This window comes from Brevibacillus borstelensis (assembly GCF_036700025.1).
Taxonomy (GTDB): domain Bacteria; phylum Bacillota; class Bacilli; order Brevibacillales; family Brevibacillaceae; genus Brevibacillus; species Brevibacillus borstelensis.
Genome location: NZ_CP144922.1, coordinates 5,217,513 through 5,235,632 on the forward strand (window position 1 = coordinate 5,217,513; position 18,120 = coordinate 5,235,632).

Genomic DNA, 18,120 nt, shown 5'->3' on the forward strand with positions numbered 1-18,120 from the left:
TTCGACCTGGTTGTCCCGCAAATATTTGAAGCCAAAAACGTGTTTTTCTTCTATTCATATTCCCGAAACGGGAACAGATCCCTTTTCGGAAAGAGACGAACAAATCCTCTCCATCGTCAATTCGACTGCTGAACGGCAAAAGCAGTCATCGATTAGACGAAACAAGGCTGCCGAAAGATTCCGGCAGCCTGATGCGACGAGTCATCTACCTATTCGAGCTCTCTTTCCTCGAAATCATACTCAACCTTTTTCGGAGCGACCCGGGCGTTTTCCAGGGCAGGCGTATCTGGGCGGGCAATCTGGTAAACGGCTGCTCCCACGATTTCCGCTACCTCCTGGAGCTTGTCCTTGCTGATCTTGTCAATGCTGTCCTCTGGCGTATGATACCATGGCTCAACCGGAGCGTGGATGAAGAGCGCTGCCGGGATGCCTACCTCAGCAAACGGAACGTGGTCGCTGCGGCCTTCCCGTCCATAGTTAACGGTTTCCGACAGGCGTGATCCGGCCGCTGCACCCAGGTCGGTGACGATGTTTTTCTCGCCATCCACTGTGTACATGATCAGCTTGCCTGCATCGCGGCTGCCGACCATGTCCATCTGGAACATGCCGACCGTGCTTTCGATCTCTTCTTCTGACAGAGACTCCACGTAGGCGTAAGACCCGAGCAGCCCATTCTCCTCCGCTCCAAACGTAACAAAACGGAGTTCCGTATCGATCGGCATGTTGGCCATCACTCTGGCGAGCTCCAGTGTAGTCGCCGTACCGGAGGCATCGTCATTGGCTCCAGGGGCACCCTCAACAGAATCGTGATGGGCTCCCACCACAATGATCTGACCCGTGCTTTTCTTCTTGTCCGGCTTTTTCGTGGCGATTACATTGTAGGAGGTGCTGTCCTCGATCCTTGCTCCCTCTACCTCGACAGCAGCGGTCAAGGACTCGCCCGCTTCCAATTTTGCAAGCAGCTCCTCCCCCTGTGCCTTGGTCAGGGCCAACACAGGAACGAAGTCGTCGTTTGGACCTCCAAGCGTGCCGTTGATCACCCCTGAGCTGTTGTTAAACAGGAGTACGGCCTCAGCTCCTGCCCGAGCGGCATTCAACACCTTGTCACCGAAGCTGATTTCGCCGCGCTGGATGAGAGCGATTTTCCCGGTCAAGTCCACGCCTTCCAGATCGCTCTCGCGGCCCAAGCCTGCATACACCAATTCCCCGGAGGCTTGTCCGCTCACTCCGTATGTAAAGTTGCCCAATTCCCATTCGGTATCTTCATAGCCGCTGACAGACAAGGATACCCGGTCCGGCTCCTTGTAGCTGGAAAACTCAAATGGCTGCAGTTCGGTATCATACCCATAAGATTTGAACTGTTTCTCGATGTATTTGGCAGCATCATGCTCCGCTTTTGTCCCGGCTACCCGGGGCTGCTTGGAAAGGTAGTCGATTGTCTCATAAATGTTGTCAACCTTGATTCGCTTTACAATTTTGTTGTCAAAAGCGCCATCAGACGGATGCGGTGCCGCATAAACAGGGAGACTGCATGCCAAACTTGCCAGTAAAGCAATCGGAATGACCTTGTGTTTCAGCATAATTCTCCTCCTTGTGGTAATGAATTCACGAACTATGTCCATTATCTTGGCTATTGCGCAAAATGTGTAGACTGAATCGTCAGACAATTTCACGCAACATCCGACATAAAAATAGCCGCTTTTTGCAAAAAAAAGAGACGTTCTTAGTTCGAACGTCTCTTTCGCTATCCCCAAATTCTTCTTTCCCTGCGACTTACGGGTGTGACAGTCCTGCCTTTTAAACCGCCGTTTGTCAGAAATTGTTGAATCATGGCGATTACAGCCGGGTTGGACAACACCTTCACCGATTCGGCCACCTTGGGATTCTTCAGCTGGGGAATAACATTTCCCAATTGGGGCAAGAGCGGCAGCAGGTCTTCCAAAGGCAGTGCGGGCTTTGGCTTTGGCGGTTCCAGTTCAACGGGAATGGAACGCCTCCTGCCAAACAGTCCCCCTCTTCGCCTCTGTGAGGGCTGCCTCACTTTCAAACGGTCCAGCGTAGCTTTCATTTCCTGGATTTCCTGGCGTACCTGATGCATCTCGCGCATCACTTGCTCGTTGCTTGTCGTATGAGCTTCAGCGATTCGATGGATCGCTTCTGCCATTTTCGCTTGTGAAAAGCTGTTCTTTGGTTTTTGCTTTGCCTTTGTTTTTGCAGCGATCGTACCCACCTCCCCCTTCCTTTTGCACCGTCGTTATTTCTTGAATTTCTTCTTTAAGGCACCGAGATCGTTGGGATTGACGCCTTTTTGCGCCAGCTTGTTCATCAGGCTGCCGACGTTCTCCGTTTTGGCCATTTTCCGGAACTGGGACACGTAGCTGTTCAGCTCCTGGTCGGAAAATTTCTTGCCCGACTTTTTGCCGAGTTCACGGATGACCTCCTTCAGACCTGCGTCTGTCTTGAGCTTATCTTTTGGAATCGATTTGACAATGCCGAGCAGTTTTCCAATATCCACGCGCTTTTCCCTCCCAAAGTGGTGGTACTCCTTTTTACTCTATGTTTGCGGAGGGCTGGGGGTTTGGTCATTTGTCCATGGTTGCAAAAAAAAGAAGAGAGCACGCCTGTGCCCTCTTTTTATTTGGAAATCTTTTATTCGACATCTGCCCATTTCCAGTCGACGTCGCCGAGACCGGAAATAACTACGCCTTTGACGTTGTCCTTTTGTACCCAGGATTGGGTATAGAAGTAGATCGGCATGATCGGCATTTCGTCCATCAGGATTTTTTCAGCTTCGCCGAGAACCTTCAAACGTTCCTCGTGATTTTGGATGGTTGCGGATTTGTTCAGCAGTTCCTTGTACTGCGCATTTTCCCAACGAGTATCGTTGTTGCCGCCGTCTTTTTCCTTGTACAGCTCCAGGAAGTTGATCGGATCGTTGAAGTCACCCAGCCAGCCCATGCGGCCTACCTGGTAGTTTCCTTGATGCAAGTCTTCGATATATACTTTCCACTCTTTGTTTTCCAGTTTGACATCTACGCCGAGATTCTTTTTCCATTGGTCCTGGATTGCCTCTGCAATCTTCTTGTGACCTTCGGACGTATTGTAGGACAGGGTGATCGGTGGCAGCTTGCTCATGCCGAGCTCTTTCAGACCTTCTTCGAGCAGCTTTTTCGCTGTCTCTACATCGTTGTCTTTGAAGTAGCCGTCTTTGTTGACAGCCATCGACATTGGCAGAGCGCCCATCGCCGGAAGCTGACCGGTTTGCAGGATGTTATCGATCAGTGATTGACGGTCGATCGCGTAAGCAAACGCTTTACGGATTTTTACGTTGTTAAACGGCGGCTTTTCCGTGTTGAACTTGTACCAGTACGTACCCGCGATCGGCTGGGTTTTCATTTTGCCAGACTCTTTCAATGCAGGAATCGCATCGGTAGGCAGAGCGCTGGTCGGAGAACCTGCCCAGTCAATTTCACCGTTGTCAAACATGGACAACTCGGTATTCTCGTCCTCTACCATCGCAAACTCGATTTTGTCCAGTTTTACGCTGTCTTTATCCCAGTAGTTTTCGTTTTTCACGAGAACCAGCTTGTTCTTGTGCTCCCAGGATTCCATTTTGTACGGACCGTTACCCACGTGGGTTTTTGCTTCTCCAGCCCATTTTGCATCCGCTTCGACTACTTTCTGGTTAACCGGGAAGTAGGTCGGGAATGCCGTCAGCTCCAGGAAGAACGGAGTCGGGTTCTCCAGCTTTACTTCCAGTGTTTTTTCGTCGAGCGCTTTTACGCCTACTTCATCGGCGCCAACTTTTCCTTTGTTGAACGCTTCCCCGTTTTTCACATAGTAGAGCTGGTATGCGTAGTTGGAAGCAGTCTTCGGATCGAGCGCTCGTTTCCACGCGTATTCAAAATCCTTTGCGGTCAATGGATCGCCATTGCTCCACTTGGAATCGCGAAGTTTAAATGTATAGGTCAAGCCATCCTCAGATATTTCAATCTTTTCTGCCACTGATTCATGAGGTTGTCCGTCTGCGCCAACACGAGTCAGACCGTCAAAGGTCGCACGGATGATCGCTGCGGAAGTCGTATCCTCAGAGAGGCCAGGGTCAGCCGTAGGCGGTTCGGAATGAAGGTTCAATTTCAGAACTTTCGGACCGGTTTTTTCCGGAGCAGCCGCTTGCGGGTTTTCTGCTGGCTTTTGTCCGTCAGCCGGTTGAGCGGTATTTCCGCCGCCGCAGCCTGCAAGTGCAGCGCCAAGCACGAGAATGGAACTCATTGCTACAAAAATATTCTTTTTCATGCCACTTGTCCCCCTTGTCTAAATCTTTAATCAATATACATCCTTTTATATTCTTTTTAAATAAGTTTTAGATTGATTTAATAAAATTTTATTTGTTTATAAAGAAATTTATAAATTAATAAAAAAATATTTATTGATCAAAAATGAACGATCCGAAGCAGCAACGGTATCGGCTGGGAATATTTCCGTGAAAACAGCCAATGAATTGGCAAATCTATTGAGAAAAAGCTGGAGATACAGAAAAAAGCAGACCGCTTTCGCTGCGATTTGCACGCAACAAAAGAGTCTGCTTTTTAGCAGCAATTGCTGTGTTGTCGTAAACCCTCTACTTTAACAGCGCGTTGCCGATAAAGGCGTGAATTTCTTTTTTATCATTGCCGGCTACCTTGCGAATTTCCAACTCCAAGGTTTTGACGCCCGCTACATTTACATTGATTAACTGGCTCTGTCCAGCCTTCATTCTTTCGCTGTCGAAAAGAACTTTTCCGTCTCCCTTGATCCTCCAGATGATCAAATCCGTTTTATTCGGCGAATTGTCATCTGCTGCTACAACACCGGACAGCGCTTTGTATTTTCCATTCAGCTCGATTTTAAACACTTGTCTGGTCGTGTTGGGCAGCTTGTCATTTGCGATCTTATCGACATTCGTATAACCCAATCCGTGATCGTAAACCGTTCCCCCTGCTGAAAAAGAGCCCTTATCCCAGTTGTCGACATAGGATTTTGTGTTAATCAGTCCATACGGCATGGAATACTTCAGTGAGGACAATCTCGTCTCGCTTCCGACTGATGCCGCGGGGCCGCCGATCGTCACCGTACTTGCATTTGCATCCCATGAGACATTTTTGCCTGCGGCTGTACCTACAAATGCGACCGGCGCATAAGGTACTCCCTTATATAAAAACGCGTCGTTGGTCTCACGCAGCTTGCCGTCTACCATGAACTTGATCGGCTTGAAATCGACCGGAATAGATTGCGTAGCTGCATAGGTCAGGCTGGAAAAGAAGATGGACCCCAACAGAAATCCTGACAAAAATCCCAATTTCGACTTTTTCTTCACGATTACTTTCTCCCCCTATATCTTGCCAAATCTACCCAGATCATAACACTACTTGCTGTATTTGGCGGTGAGTCAAAGGGTGGATTTTTTCGACATTTTTTCAATGCTTTCCCGAGACTATCCTCCTAAAACGACAAATTGCCGCTTTGGACAATAAAAAAGAAGGACGCTCGGCCCTTCTTTTTTGATCTCAGACCAGACAGATCCAGTCGGAGCGATTATTCGATTGTTGCCCACTTGTAGTCGACAAAGCCGAGACCGTCGAGTACGACACCTTTTACCTTGTCGTTTTTCACGTAGGAGTGTGTGTAGTAGTAAATCGGTGCTGCCGGCATTTCGTCCATGAAGATTTTCTCGGCATCTGCAAGGATTTGCTTGCGTTTCGCTTCGTCCTTCTCCAGTGCGGATTGGTTCAGCAGCTCTTGGAACTTCGGATTTTCCCATTTCGTATCGTTGTTTCCGCCGTTTTTGAACTTGAACAGCTCCAGGAAGTTGATCGGGTCGTTGAAGTCTCCGCTCCAGCTGGAACGTCCGATCATGAACTTTCCTTGGTGCAGGTCGTCCAGGTATACTTTCCACTCTTTGTTTTCCAGTTTGACATCGATGCCAAACGCTTTTTTCCACTGGTCTTGAACAGCTTCCGCGATCTTTTTGTGACCTTCGGAGGTGTTGTAAGAGAGCGTGATAGTCGGCAGCTTGGTCAGGCCTTCTTCTTTCATGCCTTCTTCCAGCAGCTTTTTCGCAGTTTCGATGTCGTTGTCCTTGAAGTAAGGCTCAGACGCTACAGCCATTGTCGGCGGCACGAGACCCATAGCCGGTTGTTGGTTTGCCTGAGTCACGTTGTCAACGATGGATTGACGATCGATCGCATAGGCAAACGCTTTACGGATTTTTGCATTGTTAAATGGCGCTTGCTCCGTATTGAATTTGTACAAATAGGTACCGGCGATGGCATGCACTTGCATCTTGCCGGATTCTTTCAGCGCAGGGATCGCGTCTGTCGGAAGCGCGCTCAGCGGTGCGCCGGCCCAGTCGAGATCGCCGTTGTCAAACATGGACAGCTCGGTATTTTCGTCCTCAACCATGGAGAAGTCGATCTTGTCCAGCTTTACTGCATCTTTATCCCAGTAGTTTTCGTTTTTCACGAGAACCAGCTTGCTCTTGTGCTCCCACGTTTCCATTTTGAACGGACCGTTGCCCACGTGAGTCTTCGCTTCGGTCGCCCATTTCGGATCTGCCTCGGCTACTTTCTTGTTAACCGGGTAGTATGTGTAGAAAGCGGTCAGCTCCAGGAAGAACGGAGTCGGGTTCTCCAGCTTCACTTCCAGCGTTTTGTCATCCAGCGCTTTTACGCCGACATCTTCCGCTTTTGCTTTATTGGTGTTAAATGCTTGAGCATTTTTGATGTAGTACAGTTGGTAGGCGTAGTTGGCTGCTACGGAAGGCTCCAGCGCGTGCTTCCAAGCGTACTCGAAGTCGTGGGCGGTAACCGGGTCGCCATTGCTCCACTTGGAGTCGCGCAGGTGGAATGTATAGGTAAGTCCATCTTCGGAAATGTCGATTTTTTCTGCTACGGATTCATGCGGCTTTCCGTCTTCGCCGATACGGGTCAGACCGTCGAAGGTAGCGCGCAGCAGTGCACCAGAGGTAGAATCTTCAGCCAATGCAGGATCTGCTGTAGGCGGCTCAGAGTGGAGGTTCAAGCGCAGAACCTTTGGACCTGTGCTCTCTTCTTTCGTTGTTGTATTTCCTTGGGCATTGTCAGCTGCCTTGTCGCCGCCGCCGCAACCGGCCAGCGCCGCACTCAGTACGAGAATAGAACTCATTGCTGCAAATACACTTTTCTTCATACGATTTGTTACCCCCTTATAACCTATAACTCACCTCATTTAATATACCGTACTTTTAGTAATATTGAAGCGATTTTAACTAAGTTTAATTTTACTTTATTTAAACATTTATTTACGTAAAAGAAAATAAAAACCGTCCCATTTTTGGAACGGTTCTGACATTTCACGTCACGATTTCAGCCCATTTCAGGTCGATAAAACCAAGCGGATCAACCTGGACGCCTTTTACCTTGTCGTTTTGCACCCAGACATCCACATCCGTGAACATCGGTATGACCGGCATCTCATCCATAATAATTTGTTCAGCCTCAGCAAACATTTGCTTCCGCTTCTCCGGGTCCAGCTCCGCTGCAGCCTGCCTGATCAGCTGTTTGTATCTGGCATTCTCCCACCCGGTGTCGTTGTTCCCGCCGTCTTTGTCGCGATACATTTCCATGTAGTTGATCGGGTCATTGAAGTCGGCGCTCCAGCCAATTCGCCCGATTTCAAAATTGAGCTCGTGCAAGTCCTGCTGGTGGACCTTAAACTCCTTGTTTTGCAGCCTGACCTCGATCCCCAGCCCTTTCTTCCATTGATCCTGAAGGGCCTCGGCGATTTTCTTGTGACGATCGGTCGTATTGTAGGAAAGTGTCAGAACAGGAAGCTTGCTTAGCCCCAGTTCTTGCAGTCCTTCTGCCAACAGCTTTTTGGCCGTTTCTACATCATTGTCCTTGAAGTACCCATCCGGCTTCAAGATCATGGTCTGTGGCAGTATTCCCATCGTCGGCACCTGTCCTACCTGGGTGACGTTATCCACGATATCCTGCCGATTGATCGCATAGGCGAGCGCTTTGCGGATTTTGGCGTTATTGAGCGGCGGCTTGGTCGTATTCAGTTTGTACCAGTACATCGATGCCTGCGGATGGATCACCAGTTTGCCCGATTCTTTCAACGAGGGAATCGCATCGGTCGGGAGTCCGCCGAGTGGCTGCCCTGCCCAGTCGAGCTCGCCCTTTTCAAACATTGCCAGCTCCGTGTTGTCATCCTCGATCATGGCAAATTCGATGCGGTCCAGCTTCACCGCTTCTTTGTCCCAGTAGTTTTCGTTCTTTTCGAGCACCATTTTGCTCTTGTGCTCCCAGGCTGTCATTTTAAAAGGGCCGTTTCCAACGTGCGTGGCTGCTTCCAGCGCCCAATCCGGATTTGCCTCCACCACCTTTTGATTGACTGGATAATAGGTGTAAAAGGCTGTCAGCTCCAGGAAAAAAGGAGTCGGATTTTCCAGCGTGACCTGCAGTGTCTTGTCGTCCAAAGCTTTTGCGCCCAGCTCATCCGGCGAAGCCTGCCCTGCATTTATCTTTTGCGCATTTTTGATGTAGTAGAGCTGATAGGCGTACTCGGAAGCCAGCTTCGGATCGAGCGCCCGCTTCCAGGCGAAAGCAAAGTCGCTTGCCTTGACTGGATCGCCGTTGCTCCAGAGGGCATCGCGCAGCGTAAAGGTGTACGTCAGGCCATCCTCCGAGATTTTCACCTCTTCGGCCATGGAGTTCATCGGCTTGGCATTTTGATCCAGACGAGTCAACCCGTCAAATGTCGCCCGTACCACGGTACCCGATGTCGTATCCTTTGCCAGCCCCGGATCGGCTGTCGACGGTTCGCTGTGCAGGTTCGCACGAAAAACGCTAGGTTCAGTTGATGGAGCAGGTGTATTCTGGTTGGTCTGACCTGCAGATGGCTGCGGCTGCCCGGTGTCAGCGGATTCTCCCCCTCCGCCAGTACAGCCTGCGAGCACTGTCGTCAATACCAGGACCATGCCGGTCAAAAGAGCGCCTATCCTTTTTTTCATGATGGACTTCCCCCTAATCGTTATCTTTTGCTTAAACGATACGCAAGCGATAGTAAATTCGAGACCGGTATCGCGTTTATTTAATGAATTTTTAGAATATTTTATATAAAATGGAAGTGCAAAGGATGTTACTCTGCCGTTTGGAGGATGAATTACATGCTGGAGAAAGAAGAACTGATCTCCCATTTTGAAGGCGTGCGGAAGCGAACTTTGAAGTATCTGGGACAGTTGCCTGAAGGGGTAATCGACTGGCGTCCCGACGAGGGCAAGTTTTCGATCGGCGATATCATTCGGCATCTGGGCTCAGCCGAGCTCATGTTTTTCCATGCAATCACGCAAAATGAATGGAAGTACGATGGGCATGGGCCTGAGAAAGGCAAAACGTTAGCGGAAGCAATTCACTATTTGGAGCAGTGTCATGCTACTGTACTTGCCGGTCTTCGCCAGTTGGAGCCAGAGATGCTGAAGGGAAAAGTGAAAAATGTCCTCGGCTACGAAGTCAGTGCATGGAGAATGATCATGGCCATGACAGAACACGAGATTCATCACCGGGGCCAACTCTCTGCCTATATGCAAGCCAACCACATTGACCCTCCGCAAATTTTCGGCTTGAAGATTGAGCAAATCCCGAAGGACGAAAGCCGCCGGTACGGGGAAGCCGAGGAGGATGCCAGGCATCAATAGGGTGAGATCATATCTGGAAAGTCTGTGATGGGCGGACAAAATGGCAGCAGAATGGCAGACAGAATGGTGGGCGGAATGCTGGGCAGAAGGTGGGCAGAAGGTGGGCAGAATGGCAGTCTGGAACCCGCTTTCCCTGTTCTGGACTGCCATTCTTAGTTTTCTGACCGGGACGCTGATCTGGCAGTAAGGCCCTTTTTCTTTATTCGCTAATCTCTGCCCATTTCAGGTCGACAAATCCGAGACCGTCCACCTGCACGCCCTTCACCTTTTCTTTTTGCACCCAGACGTCTACGTCAGTGAACAGCGGAATGATCGGCATTTCATCCATAAAGATTTGCTCCGCTTCCGCAAACATTTGCTTGCGGGTCTCGGCGTCCTTCGCTGTAGCAGATTGGATCAACAGCTCCTTGTAGCGGCTATTTTCCCAGCCTGTATCGTTGTTTCCGGTATCCTTTTCGCGGAACATCTCCAGGTAGTTGATCGGATCGTTGAAGTCGGCATTCCAGCCGAGGCGGCCAATGTCGTAATTGAGCTCGTGCAGGTCTTGCAGATAGACCTTGAATTCCTTGTTCAACAGCTTCACATCGATGCCCAGCGCCTGTTTCCACTGATCCTGAACGGCCTCGGCGATTTTTTTATGGCGGTCAGACGTGTTGTAGGAAAGGGTGATCGGCGGGAGCTTTGTCACGCCCAGCTCCTTCATGCCTTCTTCCAGCAGTTTCTTCGCGGTTTCAACATCATTGTCTTTGAAATAGCCATCCGGCTTCAGAATCATCGATTGCGGCAACAGACCCATCGTCGGGACCTGGCCAACCTGTGTCACGTTGTCCACGATGGCCTGCCGATTCACTGCGAGCGCCAAGGCTTTGCGGATCTTCACGTTGTTAAGCGGAGGTTTCGTGGTGTTGATCTTGTACCAGTACATGGTCGCTTTCGGATGGACGACCAGTTGGCCCGATTCCTTCAGTGCCGGAATGGCGTCCGTCGGCAGTCCGTTGAACGGCTGACCCGCCCAATCCAGTTCATCGTTTTCGAACATGGAGAGCGCCGTATTGTCGTCTTCGATCATGAAGAACTCGATTTTATCCAGCTTGACGACGTCCTTCTCCCAGTAGTTTTCGTTTTTCTCCAGCACAATTTTGGCCTTGTGCTCCCAAGCGGTCATTTTGAACGGTCCGTTCCCCACATGCGTCGCCGCTTCCATGGCCCACTTCGGATTGGCTTCCACGACCTTTTTATTGACCGGATAGTAGGTATAAAAAGCGGTCAGCTCCAGGAAGTACGGAGTCGGATTCTCCAATGTGACCTGCAGCGTTTTGTCGTCCAAGGCTTTTACGCCCAATTCGTCAGGGCCAAGTTTGTTGGCGTGCACCTTTTCCGCATTTTTGATGTAGTAGAGCTGGTAGGCATACTCCGCTGCCAGCTTAGGGTCGAGCACGCGCTTCCAGGCGAATTCGAAGTCGTGTGCGGTGACAGGGTCGCCATTGCTCCATTTCGCATCTCGCAGGGTAAACGTATACGTCAGCCTGTCATCGGATATTTTTACATCCTCTGCGATCGAATTCATCGGCTTGGAGTCTTTGTCCAGGCGGGTCAAGCCGTCAAAGGTGGCGCGAACGATCGCCCCGGAGGTTGCATCCTTGGCCAGGCCCGGGTCCGCTGTGGACGGCTCGCTGGTCAAATTGGCCCGAAACACTTGCGGTCCTGATTTGGCCGCCGGTGCCGGTTCCTGGGAAGCATTCGGGGCCGACTTGTTCCCGGATGCTGACTGGCCGCCGCCTGCCGAACACCCGGCGAGAGCCGCGCCGACTACAAGCGACAACCCCAGTGCCAGTACTGAGATTTGCTTCTTCATCTGAAAATTCCCCCTTGTCTATCAATAGCAATGCAACCAAAATATACCTGCAAAATACCGTGTTGGGAATGGGTTTTGTTTAGATTTAATTAAATTTTACGAATATTTTATCTATTAGTAAAAAAATATAAAGATAGATATGAAAAAGAAAAAATACCGGTAATTCTGTATGCCAGATTCCCGGTATTCTTGTTTGCACGGAATAAAACGGGTTCATATACTTCGCATTGCGAACCTTTGCCACAGCACTTAAATGAACGTCGCCCTCCCGCTTCACGCCTCAGGTGAGGACCAGTGCATCGGATGGGAAAGGGACGGCGGCAGCTTTGTACTGGCATCACCCTTTGCCGCATTGATCTGAGGCTGCGTCAGAAAGATGCTTTCCGTCAGATCGGCTCCCCTGATGTCAGCGTCCCGAAAGTCAGCCCCGATCAGATCGGCTCCTCTCAGGTCAGCTCCTCTGAGATCGGCGGCAATCAGGTAGGCTCCTCTCAAATTGGCGGCTCTCAGATCGGCTCCTCTCAGTTTGGCTCCGATCAGATCGGCTCCCCGGCTGTACGTCTTGCGCTTGCCTGCGGATCCCCTCTGCGAGCGCAAAAAATCGGCTCGCACAAGTTCGCTGGTCCGCAAGAGCAGCTTGTTGACATCGGCACGGTGTGCTGCCACGTCCAGCTTCAAGATCGAGTCTGGATCGAGGTTCGTGAGGCGCTCTGTCTTGTCGAGAGCCTGGCTCAGCTCATCCCGGATGGGACGGGCTGGCCGAAGCGTCAGCGCCTCGGACAAATACCAGAGCAGCTCATGGAGCTGCCACATGATCGGAAACACTTCAAACATTTCCTTCGCGGACTTAGGGGACTTGCGCCAGTCGAGTCCTCCGTAAGTGACCTGGGAGACCTTTTGTCCCGCGCCAAAGCAGTCATAAACCGTGCAGCCTCGAAAGCCCATCTGTCTGAGGCTGTTGTGAACGCCGCAGCGGAAGTCCGCCTGCAGGTTTTGACAGGGCTGTCCGGCATGTTTGTCAATCGCAAAATCTGCCGAAGCAGCGAAGGGCAGCGCGACACAGCACAAGCCGAAGCAGTTCTCGCAGTCAGCTTGCAGACTGAGGCGACTACTGCCGTGGGGCGCTTTTGCATATTCGAGATCCTCGGACATTGCGTTGTCTCCTTCCGCTTCTTTGTATGTCCATGCTTGCATCGTCCTGCCTGAAGACAAGGCTGTGGTTATGATAGTACTGAACGATCCTCTCCGTCAATCCTGGTTCGGACAGGAGGAGAGCCAGGGGGATGAGCAGGTACGGTGTTCACGTTCCGTATTTTCCGCTTGTTTTCTCCTAAAAAAGGAAGGTGCCCCACGTCTAAATGACTGTGGGGCACCCTCTCGATATCTTGAGCAAGAAGCCTATCGTAGAGCTTGAAGCCTGGCATTAGAATGCAGGCACAATTGCTCCTTTATACGTATCTTCGATGAACTTTTTCACTTCTGGCGTATTCAGCTCTTTCGCCAGCTTCTGGATCGCTTCGGAATCCTTGTTGTCCGGACGAGCTACCAGGTAGTTTGCATATGGAGAATCCTTGTCTTCGATGAACAGGGCGTCTTTGGTCGGTACCAGCTTCGCTTCCAGCGCATAGTTGGTGTTGATCAGAGCCAGGTCTACTTCATCCAGGACGCGTGGCAGCATCGCAGCTTCTACCTCTTTGAACTGCAGGTTTTTCTTGTTTTCTACGATGTCTTTTACAGTACCGCTGATGCCTGCGCCGTCTTTCAGCTTGATCAGGCCTTGCTTTTCGAGCAGAGCAAGTGCGCGGCCGTTGTTCGTTGCATCGTTTGGCAGAGCAACGGTTGCACCGTCAGCGAGTTCATCCACGCTTTTTACTTTTTTGGAATATGCGCCAAACGGCTCGATATGAACAGGTACTACTTCTACCAGGTTCATGTTTTGTCCTTTGTTGAAATCATCGAGGTACGGCTTGTGCTGGAAGAAATTGGCGTCCAGCTGCTTTTCATTTACTTGCACGTTAGGTTGAACGTAGTCGGTAAATTCTTTGACTTCCAGAATTACGCCCTGCTCCTTCAGCTTCGGCGCGACGAACTTCAAAATCTCAGCCTGCGGGACCGGCGTTGCGCCCACTTTCAGCGTTACTTCTTTTTGCTCGCCTTGGGAACCGCCGGCAGACGGCGCGGGAGCCGATTCATTTTGGCTGCCGCAAGCAGCCAGAGACAGTGCCAGTACAGTGGACAGTACAGATACGACCAATTTCTTCACAGATGATTTCCCCTTTCTATTTTGAACATTCTCTATGGACAAGATCCTACTTCCGGCTGAACTTGATGACGAGCCTGTCGCCCACCATCTGCAGGATCTGAACCAACACAAGCAAAATACATACCGTCACGACCATGACGTCTGTCTGGAAGCGCTGATACCCGTAGCGGATCGCCAGGTCTCCCAAGCCTCCGCCGCCGATGACCCCGGACATCGCCGTGTAGGACACGAGCGACACCGTGGTAATCGTAATCCCGGCGATCAGCCCCGAACGGGATTCCGGCAAGAGCACGCTGCGGATAATTTGCCAGTTGGAAGCACCCATCGATTGCGCCGCTTCAATCACGCCGCGATCAACCTCGCGCAGGGAGGTCTCCACCAGTCTGGCGAAAAAGGGAGCCGCCCCGATCACCAACGGAGGAATCGAGCCCTTTACCCCGAGTGAGGTGCCGACGAGCATTTTGGTAACAGGAATCAGCAGGATCATCAGGATGATGAATGGCACCGAACGCAAAACGTTTACGACAAAGGATGAGATCGAATAAAACGCGCGATTCTCCAAAAGCTGGCCTCTGGATGTGAGAAACAGCAAAATGCCCAGCGGCAGCCCGATAACGACGGTAAACAAGGTGGAAAAGCCAAGCATCGTCAACGTATCCTGCGTTCCCTTCCAAATTTCCGCCCAGTCTATATTTTTAAGCGTGAATCCCATTTTAAATCACCTCCACTTCCAGGCCGCGCTGACGAAGCGTATCGACAGCTTTCCTGTTCTGCTGCGCATCCCCGCCCAACTCGATCACGAGCTGGCCATATGGGGTGTCTTTCATACGCGAAATGGTTCCTTGCAGGATACTGAACACCGTACCTGTTTCCTGCATCGTTTGGAACAGAATCGGCTGGTAGGTTTGTTCTCCGAGGAACGTGACCCGCAGGATCGTCCGTTCGCCTGACGCCTTTTCATGAGCAACGGCAGCCCGCAGCTCGCTGGAGTCTGCTACTTGCTCCACGAACTCCTGTGTCGTCGGATGCTGCGGCTTCAAGAACACATCCAGAACATTGCCCATTTCTACGATGTGCCCTCCGTCAATGACACCGACCCGGTCGCAAATGGAGCGGATGACGTGCATTTCGTGCGTAATGAGGACGATCGTCAAGCCCAGCTTCCGGTTGATGTCCAAAAGAAGCGCCAGAATGGAGTTGGTCGTCTGCGGGTCCAAAGCGGATGTCGCTTCGTCGCACAGCAGCACCTTGGGGTCGCTCGCCAGCGCCCGGGCAATGCCGACACGCTGCTTTTGTCCGCCTGACAATTGTGCTGGATACTTGTCGCGGTGCTGTTCCAGCCCTACCAACGCCAGCATTTCCTTCACCTTTTTGTCGATCTCCGCCTTGGGCCGCTTGGCCAGCTTGAGCGGAAACGCGACGTTCTCCCCGACTGTAGCCGACGAGAGCAGGTTGAAGTGTTGAAAAATCATTCCGATATGCCGCCGCTGTTCCTGGAGCTTGCCTTCATCCAGCTTGGTCAGATCAACCCCGTCTACAATGACGCTGCCTGCTGTCGGACGTTCCAACAGGTTGATGCAGCGAATCAGCGTACTTTTGCCGGCACCGGAATGTCCGATGATGCCGAAAATTTCCCCCTTCTCGATCGAGAGGTCAATTCCGCGCAGCGCAGGTGTTTTATGGCCTTTTACAATGTAGTCTTTTTTCAGATTCTGCAACCGAATCATCCGGTTCACCTCCCATTACAATCAACAGCCCCTTTTTCATCAGGCGAAAAAGGGGCTGCACCGCATTATACGATCGCATTCACCCTTCTCATCTGTCAAGATTCTACAATCTTGTAGGAATTGGCACCGCGCCACCCATCAGAATCGATGAGCCGGTTGCCGGGCTTCATAGGGCCTGTCCCTCCGCCGCTCTGGATAAGAAGAATTCTACGTATATTTAGTTTGAAGAACTTTATTTCTTTTTATGATACAAAACGGATTATATGCTATACCAAAATAGAAAGTCAATGGGCAATTAATCCAACACGCCGTTGCGGACAATTTCTACATCGATGTTGTAATCGAAGCGGGACTTCCTGTACATCTCATGCCACTGATCGTGAGACAGCTTCCGCGCCCCGCGGAATTTTGCCCGGTATAATTCCCCGAACCCAAAGGGGTCTACCTCCCATTTTTGCATTTTGGCGACGACCTTGGCCAAATCCTGCTTCATGTTTTCAGACAAGGCCTGCTCCATTTTTCTGAGTACCTCCGGTTGTTCTATTTTTAACGGTATTGACATTTCCAGAATGCGTGTCCGTACTTTCACATCGACCTTGTAGGTCAGTGGATTCGTACTGACAATATCGACGTGGGCCTTGCTGCTCAGCGTATCAAATACCATTTGGATGTCAGGGCCGGTTGTGTTCTTCTTTTTCGGCTTTACCCCCATCCTCTCCGGATCTACCGACGTTTCGTACGTTCCCGCTCGATAAGCATCATGAACTAGCTTGATGTGAAAGGCTTCCTTTGGAGGAATCCAGCCGACATATTTGTCCTTGTGAAACAGAGCCACGCCTTTGATCCTCACCTCATCCCCTTTCCTCTCAAGAAAAGGGACGTAAGGGTCGATTCCCTCGCTGAAGTAGGAGCGGTAAAACTCATGGAGAGTAGGAGACGGAATTTTGTCATCCTCTACGTTGTGCCGGATCAATTGGTAGAGGTAAATGCCAATATTGCCTTCCTCTTTGAATTTGTACGTCAGCAAATCGTAGGTTTGGCCCTCAATGACACTTAAATAAACCCGGCTTCCAATCGAGGGGTCGCGGTACAGAGTGTCCACAATGCTGCCTATCCCTTTTCTGGCCAGCTCCTCGCTGTACATCGCGACCCGAAGCTGCCCGCCCAGCACTTCTTTGTCTGACTGCAGGTTGGCCTTGTCGCGAATGCCCTTGCTCGTCAGACTGATGCCGGACATCACCTGCACTTTTTCTTCAGCCTCGGGATTGATGGAGGGCATCACCACCGTTCCGCGTATGTTCCCGTCCTTTAACAGGTCATATCCCGCCACCGTAATCATTCCAAGCTCATCAAAAATTTGCGTCCTGATACAGCCGCTGAGCAGAACAGAACATAGAAGGAGCACGGCTCCCGCTCTCAGGAGCCGCTTATTTCCGGATCTCGGCACGATGAATCCTCCCTCCTGTTCCACCGCCGTTTGATCAGAACTCCCAACAATAGGACATAAGGGTAAATCACAGCCATGTACAAGCTAACGTACGACATGCGATCGATGATGTAATTGGCTGCATGTCTCGAGACAAAAAATTGCATCGCAATAAAGATGACCGCGCCGATGATGTACAAAACCCGCTTCTGGTTCCAGCCAAACATTCTTTTGCACCCCCTGGAGGCGGACCACATATACAGCATGACGTTGGGCAGGATGATCAGCATCCACAGGGAGATGGCAAGGTACTCGAACCGCTCCAGAAACGGGAAATACACGACGGTCTTGATCTGCAGCGTTGGCCATATCGTTCGTATGAGCTGGCCTTCGCTGAAGAATATGAGCGAGATGATCATCAGGACGACGTAGATGAAATTGGTAATGAACGCTCCCCACTGGGCATGCCGATGCAAACGCGTTTTATCTCCGACGTAGGGGTAAATCGAATACAACACTTCATACCCGACGGAGGTAAAGGCCATGATCAGTGCCCCCTTTAGAAGCTGCTTGAAATCTGCCTCCATAACCGGCAAAAGATAGTGCCAGCGGGCGTATTCCAACGTGAAGTAGAGATCAAAAAAAAGCCAGATCGTGATAAACACCGAAATGATCGCGTAGCCGGTAATCACCCGAATACCACCGAGGACAGTGTACATCGCAAGAAATAACAATATCGAGCCAAGTATCCAGATCGGAATCCCTGGAAAAATCCATGATTGTACGACTTCTATGTACCCCCGCAGGATGACCATCGCCATTGCGATGAAGTAGAGGATGTACAGAAGGCTGAATAGGTTGCCGATGATTTTCCCGTACACATCCCGATGTATCCCGAATAAATCTGCGGACGGGTAGTGCCTCAGTGTCCGGCATATGATCCAAATCGTAAGATGCGACAGCAGTCCCGCGATGGCTACGGAAATCCATGCGTCATGGCCGGATTCGGCTGCGACCACCCGCTGATAGCCTAATATTCCTACCCCTATTTGCGTCGACATGACAACGAAGCCGGTCATGTAAGGAGCTATGGTCGTCGTTGGTTTGGGCTGAACATTGATCTTCATGGCTCCT

Annotated in this window: 16 protein-coding genes and 1 riboswitch; of the genes, 2 read left to right on the plus strand and 14 right to left on the minus strand. The window is 50.8% G+C overall.

Going from position 1 to position 18,120, the window contains the following annotated elements; genetic code table 11:
• Positions 1-209: 209 nt before the first annotated feature.
• From V5G20_RS25045 to V5G20_RS25075, 7 genes are all read right to left on the minus strand, one after another.
• Positions 210-1,580, minus strand: a complete 1,371-nt coding sequence (locus tag V5G20_RS25045; protein WP_003389808.1) for a M28 family peptidase — start codon at positions 1,578-1,580, stop codon at positions 210-212.
• A 164-nt stretch (positions 1,581-1,744) separates the two neighbouring features.
• Positions 1,745-2,230: a hypothetical protein gene (locus tag V5G20_RS25050; RefSeq protein WP_327970542.1), complete on the minus strand. Its 486-nt coding sequence runs from the start codon at positions 2,228-2,230 to the stop codon at positions 1,745-1,747.
• Between the two features lie 24 nt (positions 2,231-2,254).
• Positions 2,255-2,515: a hypothetical protein gene (locus V5G20_RS25055; protein WP_003389810.1), complete on the minus strand. Its 261-nt coding sequence runs from the start codon at positions 2,513-2,515 to the stop codon at positions 2,255-2,257.
• Positions 2,516-2,649: 134 nt separating this feature from the next.
• Positions 2,650-4,296, minus strand: a complete 1,647-nt coding sequence (locus V5G20_RS25060) for a peptide ABC transporter substrate-binding protein (protein WP_003389811.1) — start codon at positions 4,294-4,296, stop codon at positions 2,650-2,652.
• 325 nt (positions 4,297-4,621) lie between these two features.
• The gene (locus V5G20_RS25065; RefSeq protein WP_003389812.1) at positions 4,622-5,356 is read right to left on the minus strand and encodes an NPCBM/NEW2 domain-containing protein; all 735 of its coding nucleotides are present in this window, start codon (positions 5,354-5,356) and stop codon (positions 4,622-4,624) included.
• Between the two features lie 218 nt (positions 5,357-5,574).
• Positions 5,575-7,206, minus strand: coding sequence for a peptide ABC transporter substrate-binding protein (locus V5G20_RS25070; protein WP_003389813.1), 1,632 nt, complete (start codon positions 7,204-7,206; stop codon positions 5,575-5,577).
• A 163-nt stretch (positions 7,207-7,369) separates the two neighbouring features.
• Positions 7,370-9,031, minus strand: a complete 1,662-nt coding sequence (locus V5G20_RS25075) for a peptide ABC transporter substrate-binding protein (RefSeq protein ID WP_227277993.1) — start codon at positions 9,029-9,031, stop codon at positions 7,370-7,372.
• 156 nt (positions 9,032-9,187) lie between these two features.
• Between V5G20_RS25075 and V5G20_RS25080 the strand changes: the two genes are divergently transcribed.
• Together V5G20_RS25080 and V5G20_RS25085 are read left to right on the plus strand one after the other, a co-directional pair.
• On the plus strand, positions 9,188-9,715 hold the full coding sequence (locus V5G20_RS25080; RefSeq protein ID WP_024984015.1) for a DinB family protein: 528 nt from the start codon (positions 9,188-9,190) through the stop codon (positions 9,713-9,715).
• 40 nt (positions 9,716-9,755) lie between these two features.
• Positions 9,756-9,902, plus strand: coding sequence for a hypothetical protein (locus V5G20_RS25085; protein ID WP_227277992.1), 147 nt, complete (start codon positions 9,756-9,758; stop codon positions 9,900-9,902).
• A 12-nt stretch (positions 9,903-9,914) separates the two neighbouring features.
• On the opposite strand, the gene V5G20_RS25090 is transcribed toward V5G20_RS25085, so the two are convergent.
• The 7 genes from V5G20_RS25090 to V5G20_RS25120 all read right to left on the minus strand — a co-directional run bounded on the left by V5G20_RS25090 (position 9,915) and on the right by V5G20_RS25120 (position 18,113).
• Positions 9,915-11,570, minus strand: a complete 1,656-nt coding sequence (locus tag V5G20_RS25090; RefSeq protein WP_024984014.1) for a peptide ABC transporter substrate-binding protein — start codon at positions 11,568-11,570, stop codon at positions 9,915-9,917.
• 273 nt (positions 11,571-11,843) lie between these two features.
• Positions 11,844-12,722: a pentapeptide repeat-containing protein gene (locus V5G20_RS25095; protein WP_003389819.1), complete on the minus strand. Its 879-nt coding sequence runs from the start codon at positions 12,720-12,722 to the stop codon at positions 11,844-11,846.
• Between the two features lie 271 nt (positions 12,723-12,993).
• The gene (locus V5G20_RS25100; protein ID WP_003389820.1) at positions 12,994-13,833 is read right to left on the minus strand and encodes a MetQ/NlpA family ABC transporter substrate-binding protein; all 840 of its coding nucleotides are present in this window, start codon (positions 13,831-13,833) and stop codon (positions 12,994-12,996) included.
• A 46-nt stretch (positions 13,834-13,879) separates the two neighbouring features.
• Complete coding sequence (locus V5G20_RS25105) at positions 13,880-14,545, minus strand: methionine ABC transporter permease (protein WP_003389821.1); 666 nt, start codon at positions 14,543-14,545, stop codon at positions 13,880-13,882.
• A 1-nt stretch (position 14,546) separates the two neighbouring features.
• Positions 14,547-15,560, minus strand: coding sequence for a methionine ABC transporter ATP-binding protein (locus V5G20_RS25110; protein ID WP_003389822.1), 1,014 nt, complete (start codon positions 15,558-15,560; stop codon positions 14,547-14,549).
• Positions 15,561-15,645: 85 nt separating this feature from the next.
• Positions 15,646-15,762: riboswitch (SAM riboswitch) on the minus strand.
• Positions 15,763-15,855: 93 nt separating this feature from the next.
• A complete protein-coding gene (locus tag V5G20_RS25115; RefSeq protein WP_003389823.1) occupies positions 15,856-17,007 on the minus strand; it encodes a Ger(x)C family spore germination protein in 1,152 nt (383 codons plus the stop codon).
• Positions 16,977-18,113: a GerAB/ArcD/ProY family transporter gene (locus tag V5G20_RS25120; protein WP_003389824.1), complete on the minus strand. Its 1,137-nt coding sequence runs from the start codon at positions 18,111-18,113 to the stop codon at positions 16,977-16,979. The genes V5G20_RS25115 and V5G20_RS25120 overlap by 31 nt, the downstream gene beginning before the upstream one ends.
• Positions 18,114-18,120: the final 7 nt, after the last annotated feature.

Coding starts and splice junctions, on each gene's coding strand:
- V5G20_RS25045 (WP_003389808.1), bottom strand. CDS start 1,580: ATGCTGAAACACAAGGTCATTCCGATTGCTTTACTGGCAAGTTTGGCA.
- V5G20_RS25060 (WP_003389811.1), bottom strand. CDS start 4,296: ATGAAAAAGAATATTTTTGTAGCAATGAGTTCCATTCTCGTGCTTGGC.
- V5G20_RS25070 (WP_003389813.1), bottom strand. CDS start 7,206: ATGAAGAAAAGTGTATTTGCAGCAATGAGTTCTATTCTCGTACTGAGT.
- V5G20_RS25075 (WP_227277993.1), bottom strand. CDS start 9,031: ATGAAAAAAAGGATAGGCGCTCTTTTGACCGGCATGGTCCTGGTATTG.
- V5G20_RS25080 (WP_024984015.1), top strand. CDS start 9,188: ATGCTGGAGAAAGAAGAACTGATCTCCCATTTTGAAGGCGTGCGGAAG.
- V5G20_RS25085 (WP_227277992.1), top strand. CDS start 9,756: ATGGCAGCAGAATGGCAGACAGAATGGTGGGCGGAATGCTGGGCAGAA.
- V5G20_RS25090 (WP_024984014.1), bottom strand. CDS start 11,570: ATGAAGAAGCAAATCTCAGTACTGGCACTGGGGTTGTCGCTTGTAGTC.
- V5G20_RS25095 (WP_003389819.1), bottom strand. CDS start 12,722: ATGTCCGAGGATCTCGAATATGCAAAAGCGCCCCACGGCAGTAGTCGC.
- V5G20_RS25105 (WP_003389821.1), bottom strand. CDS start 14,545: ATGGGATTCACGCTTAAAAATATAGACTGGGCGGAAATTTGGAAGGGA.
- V5G20_RS25110 (WP_003389822.1), bottom strand. CDS start 15,560: ATGATTCGGTTGCAGAATCTGAAAAAAGACTACATTGTAAAAGGCCAT.
- V5G20_RS25120 (WP_003389824.1), bottom strand. CDS start 18,113: ATGAAGATCAATGTTCAGCCCAAACCAACGACGACCATAGCTCCTTAC.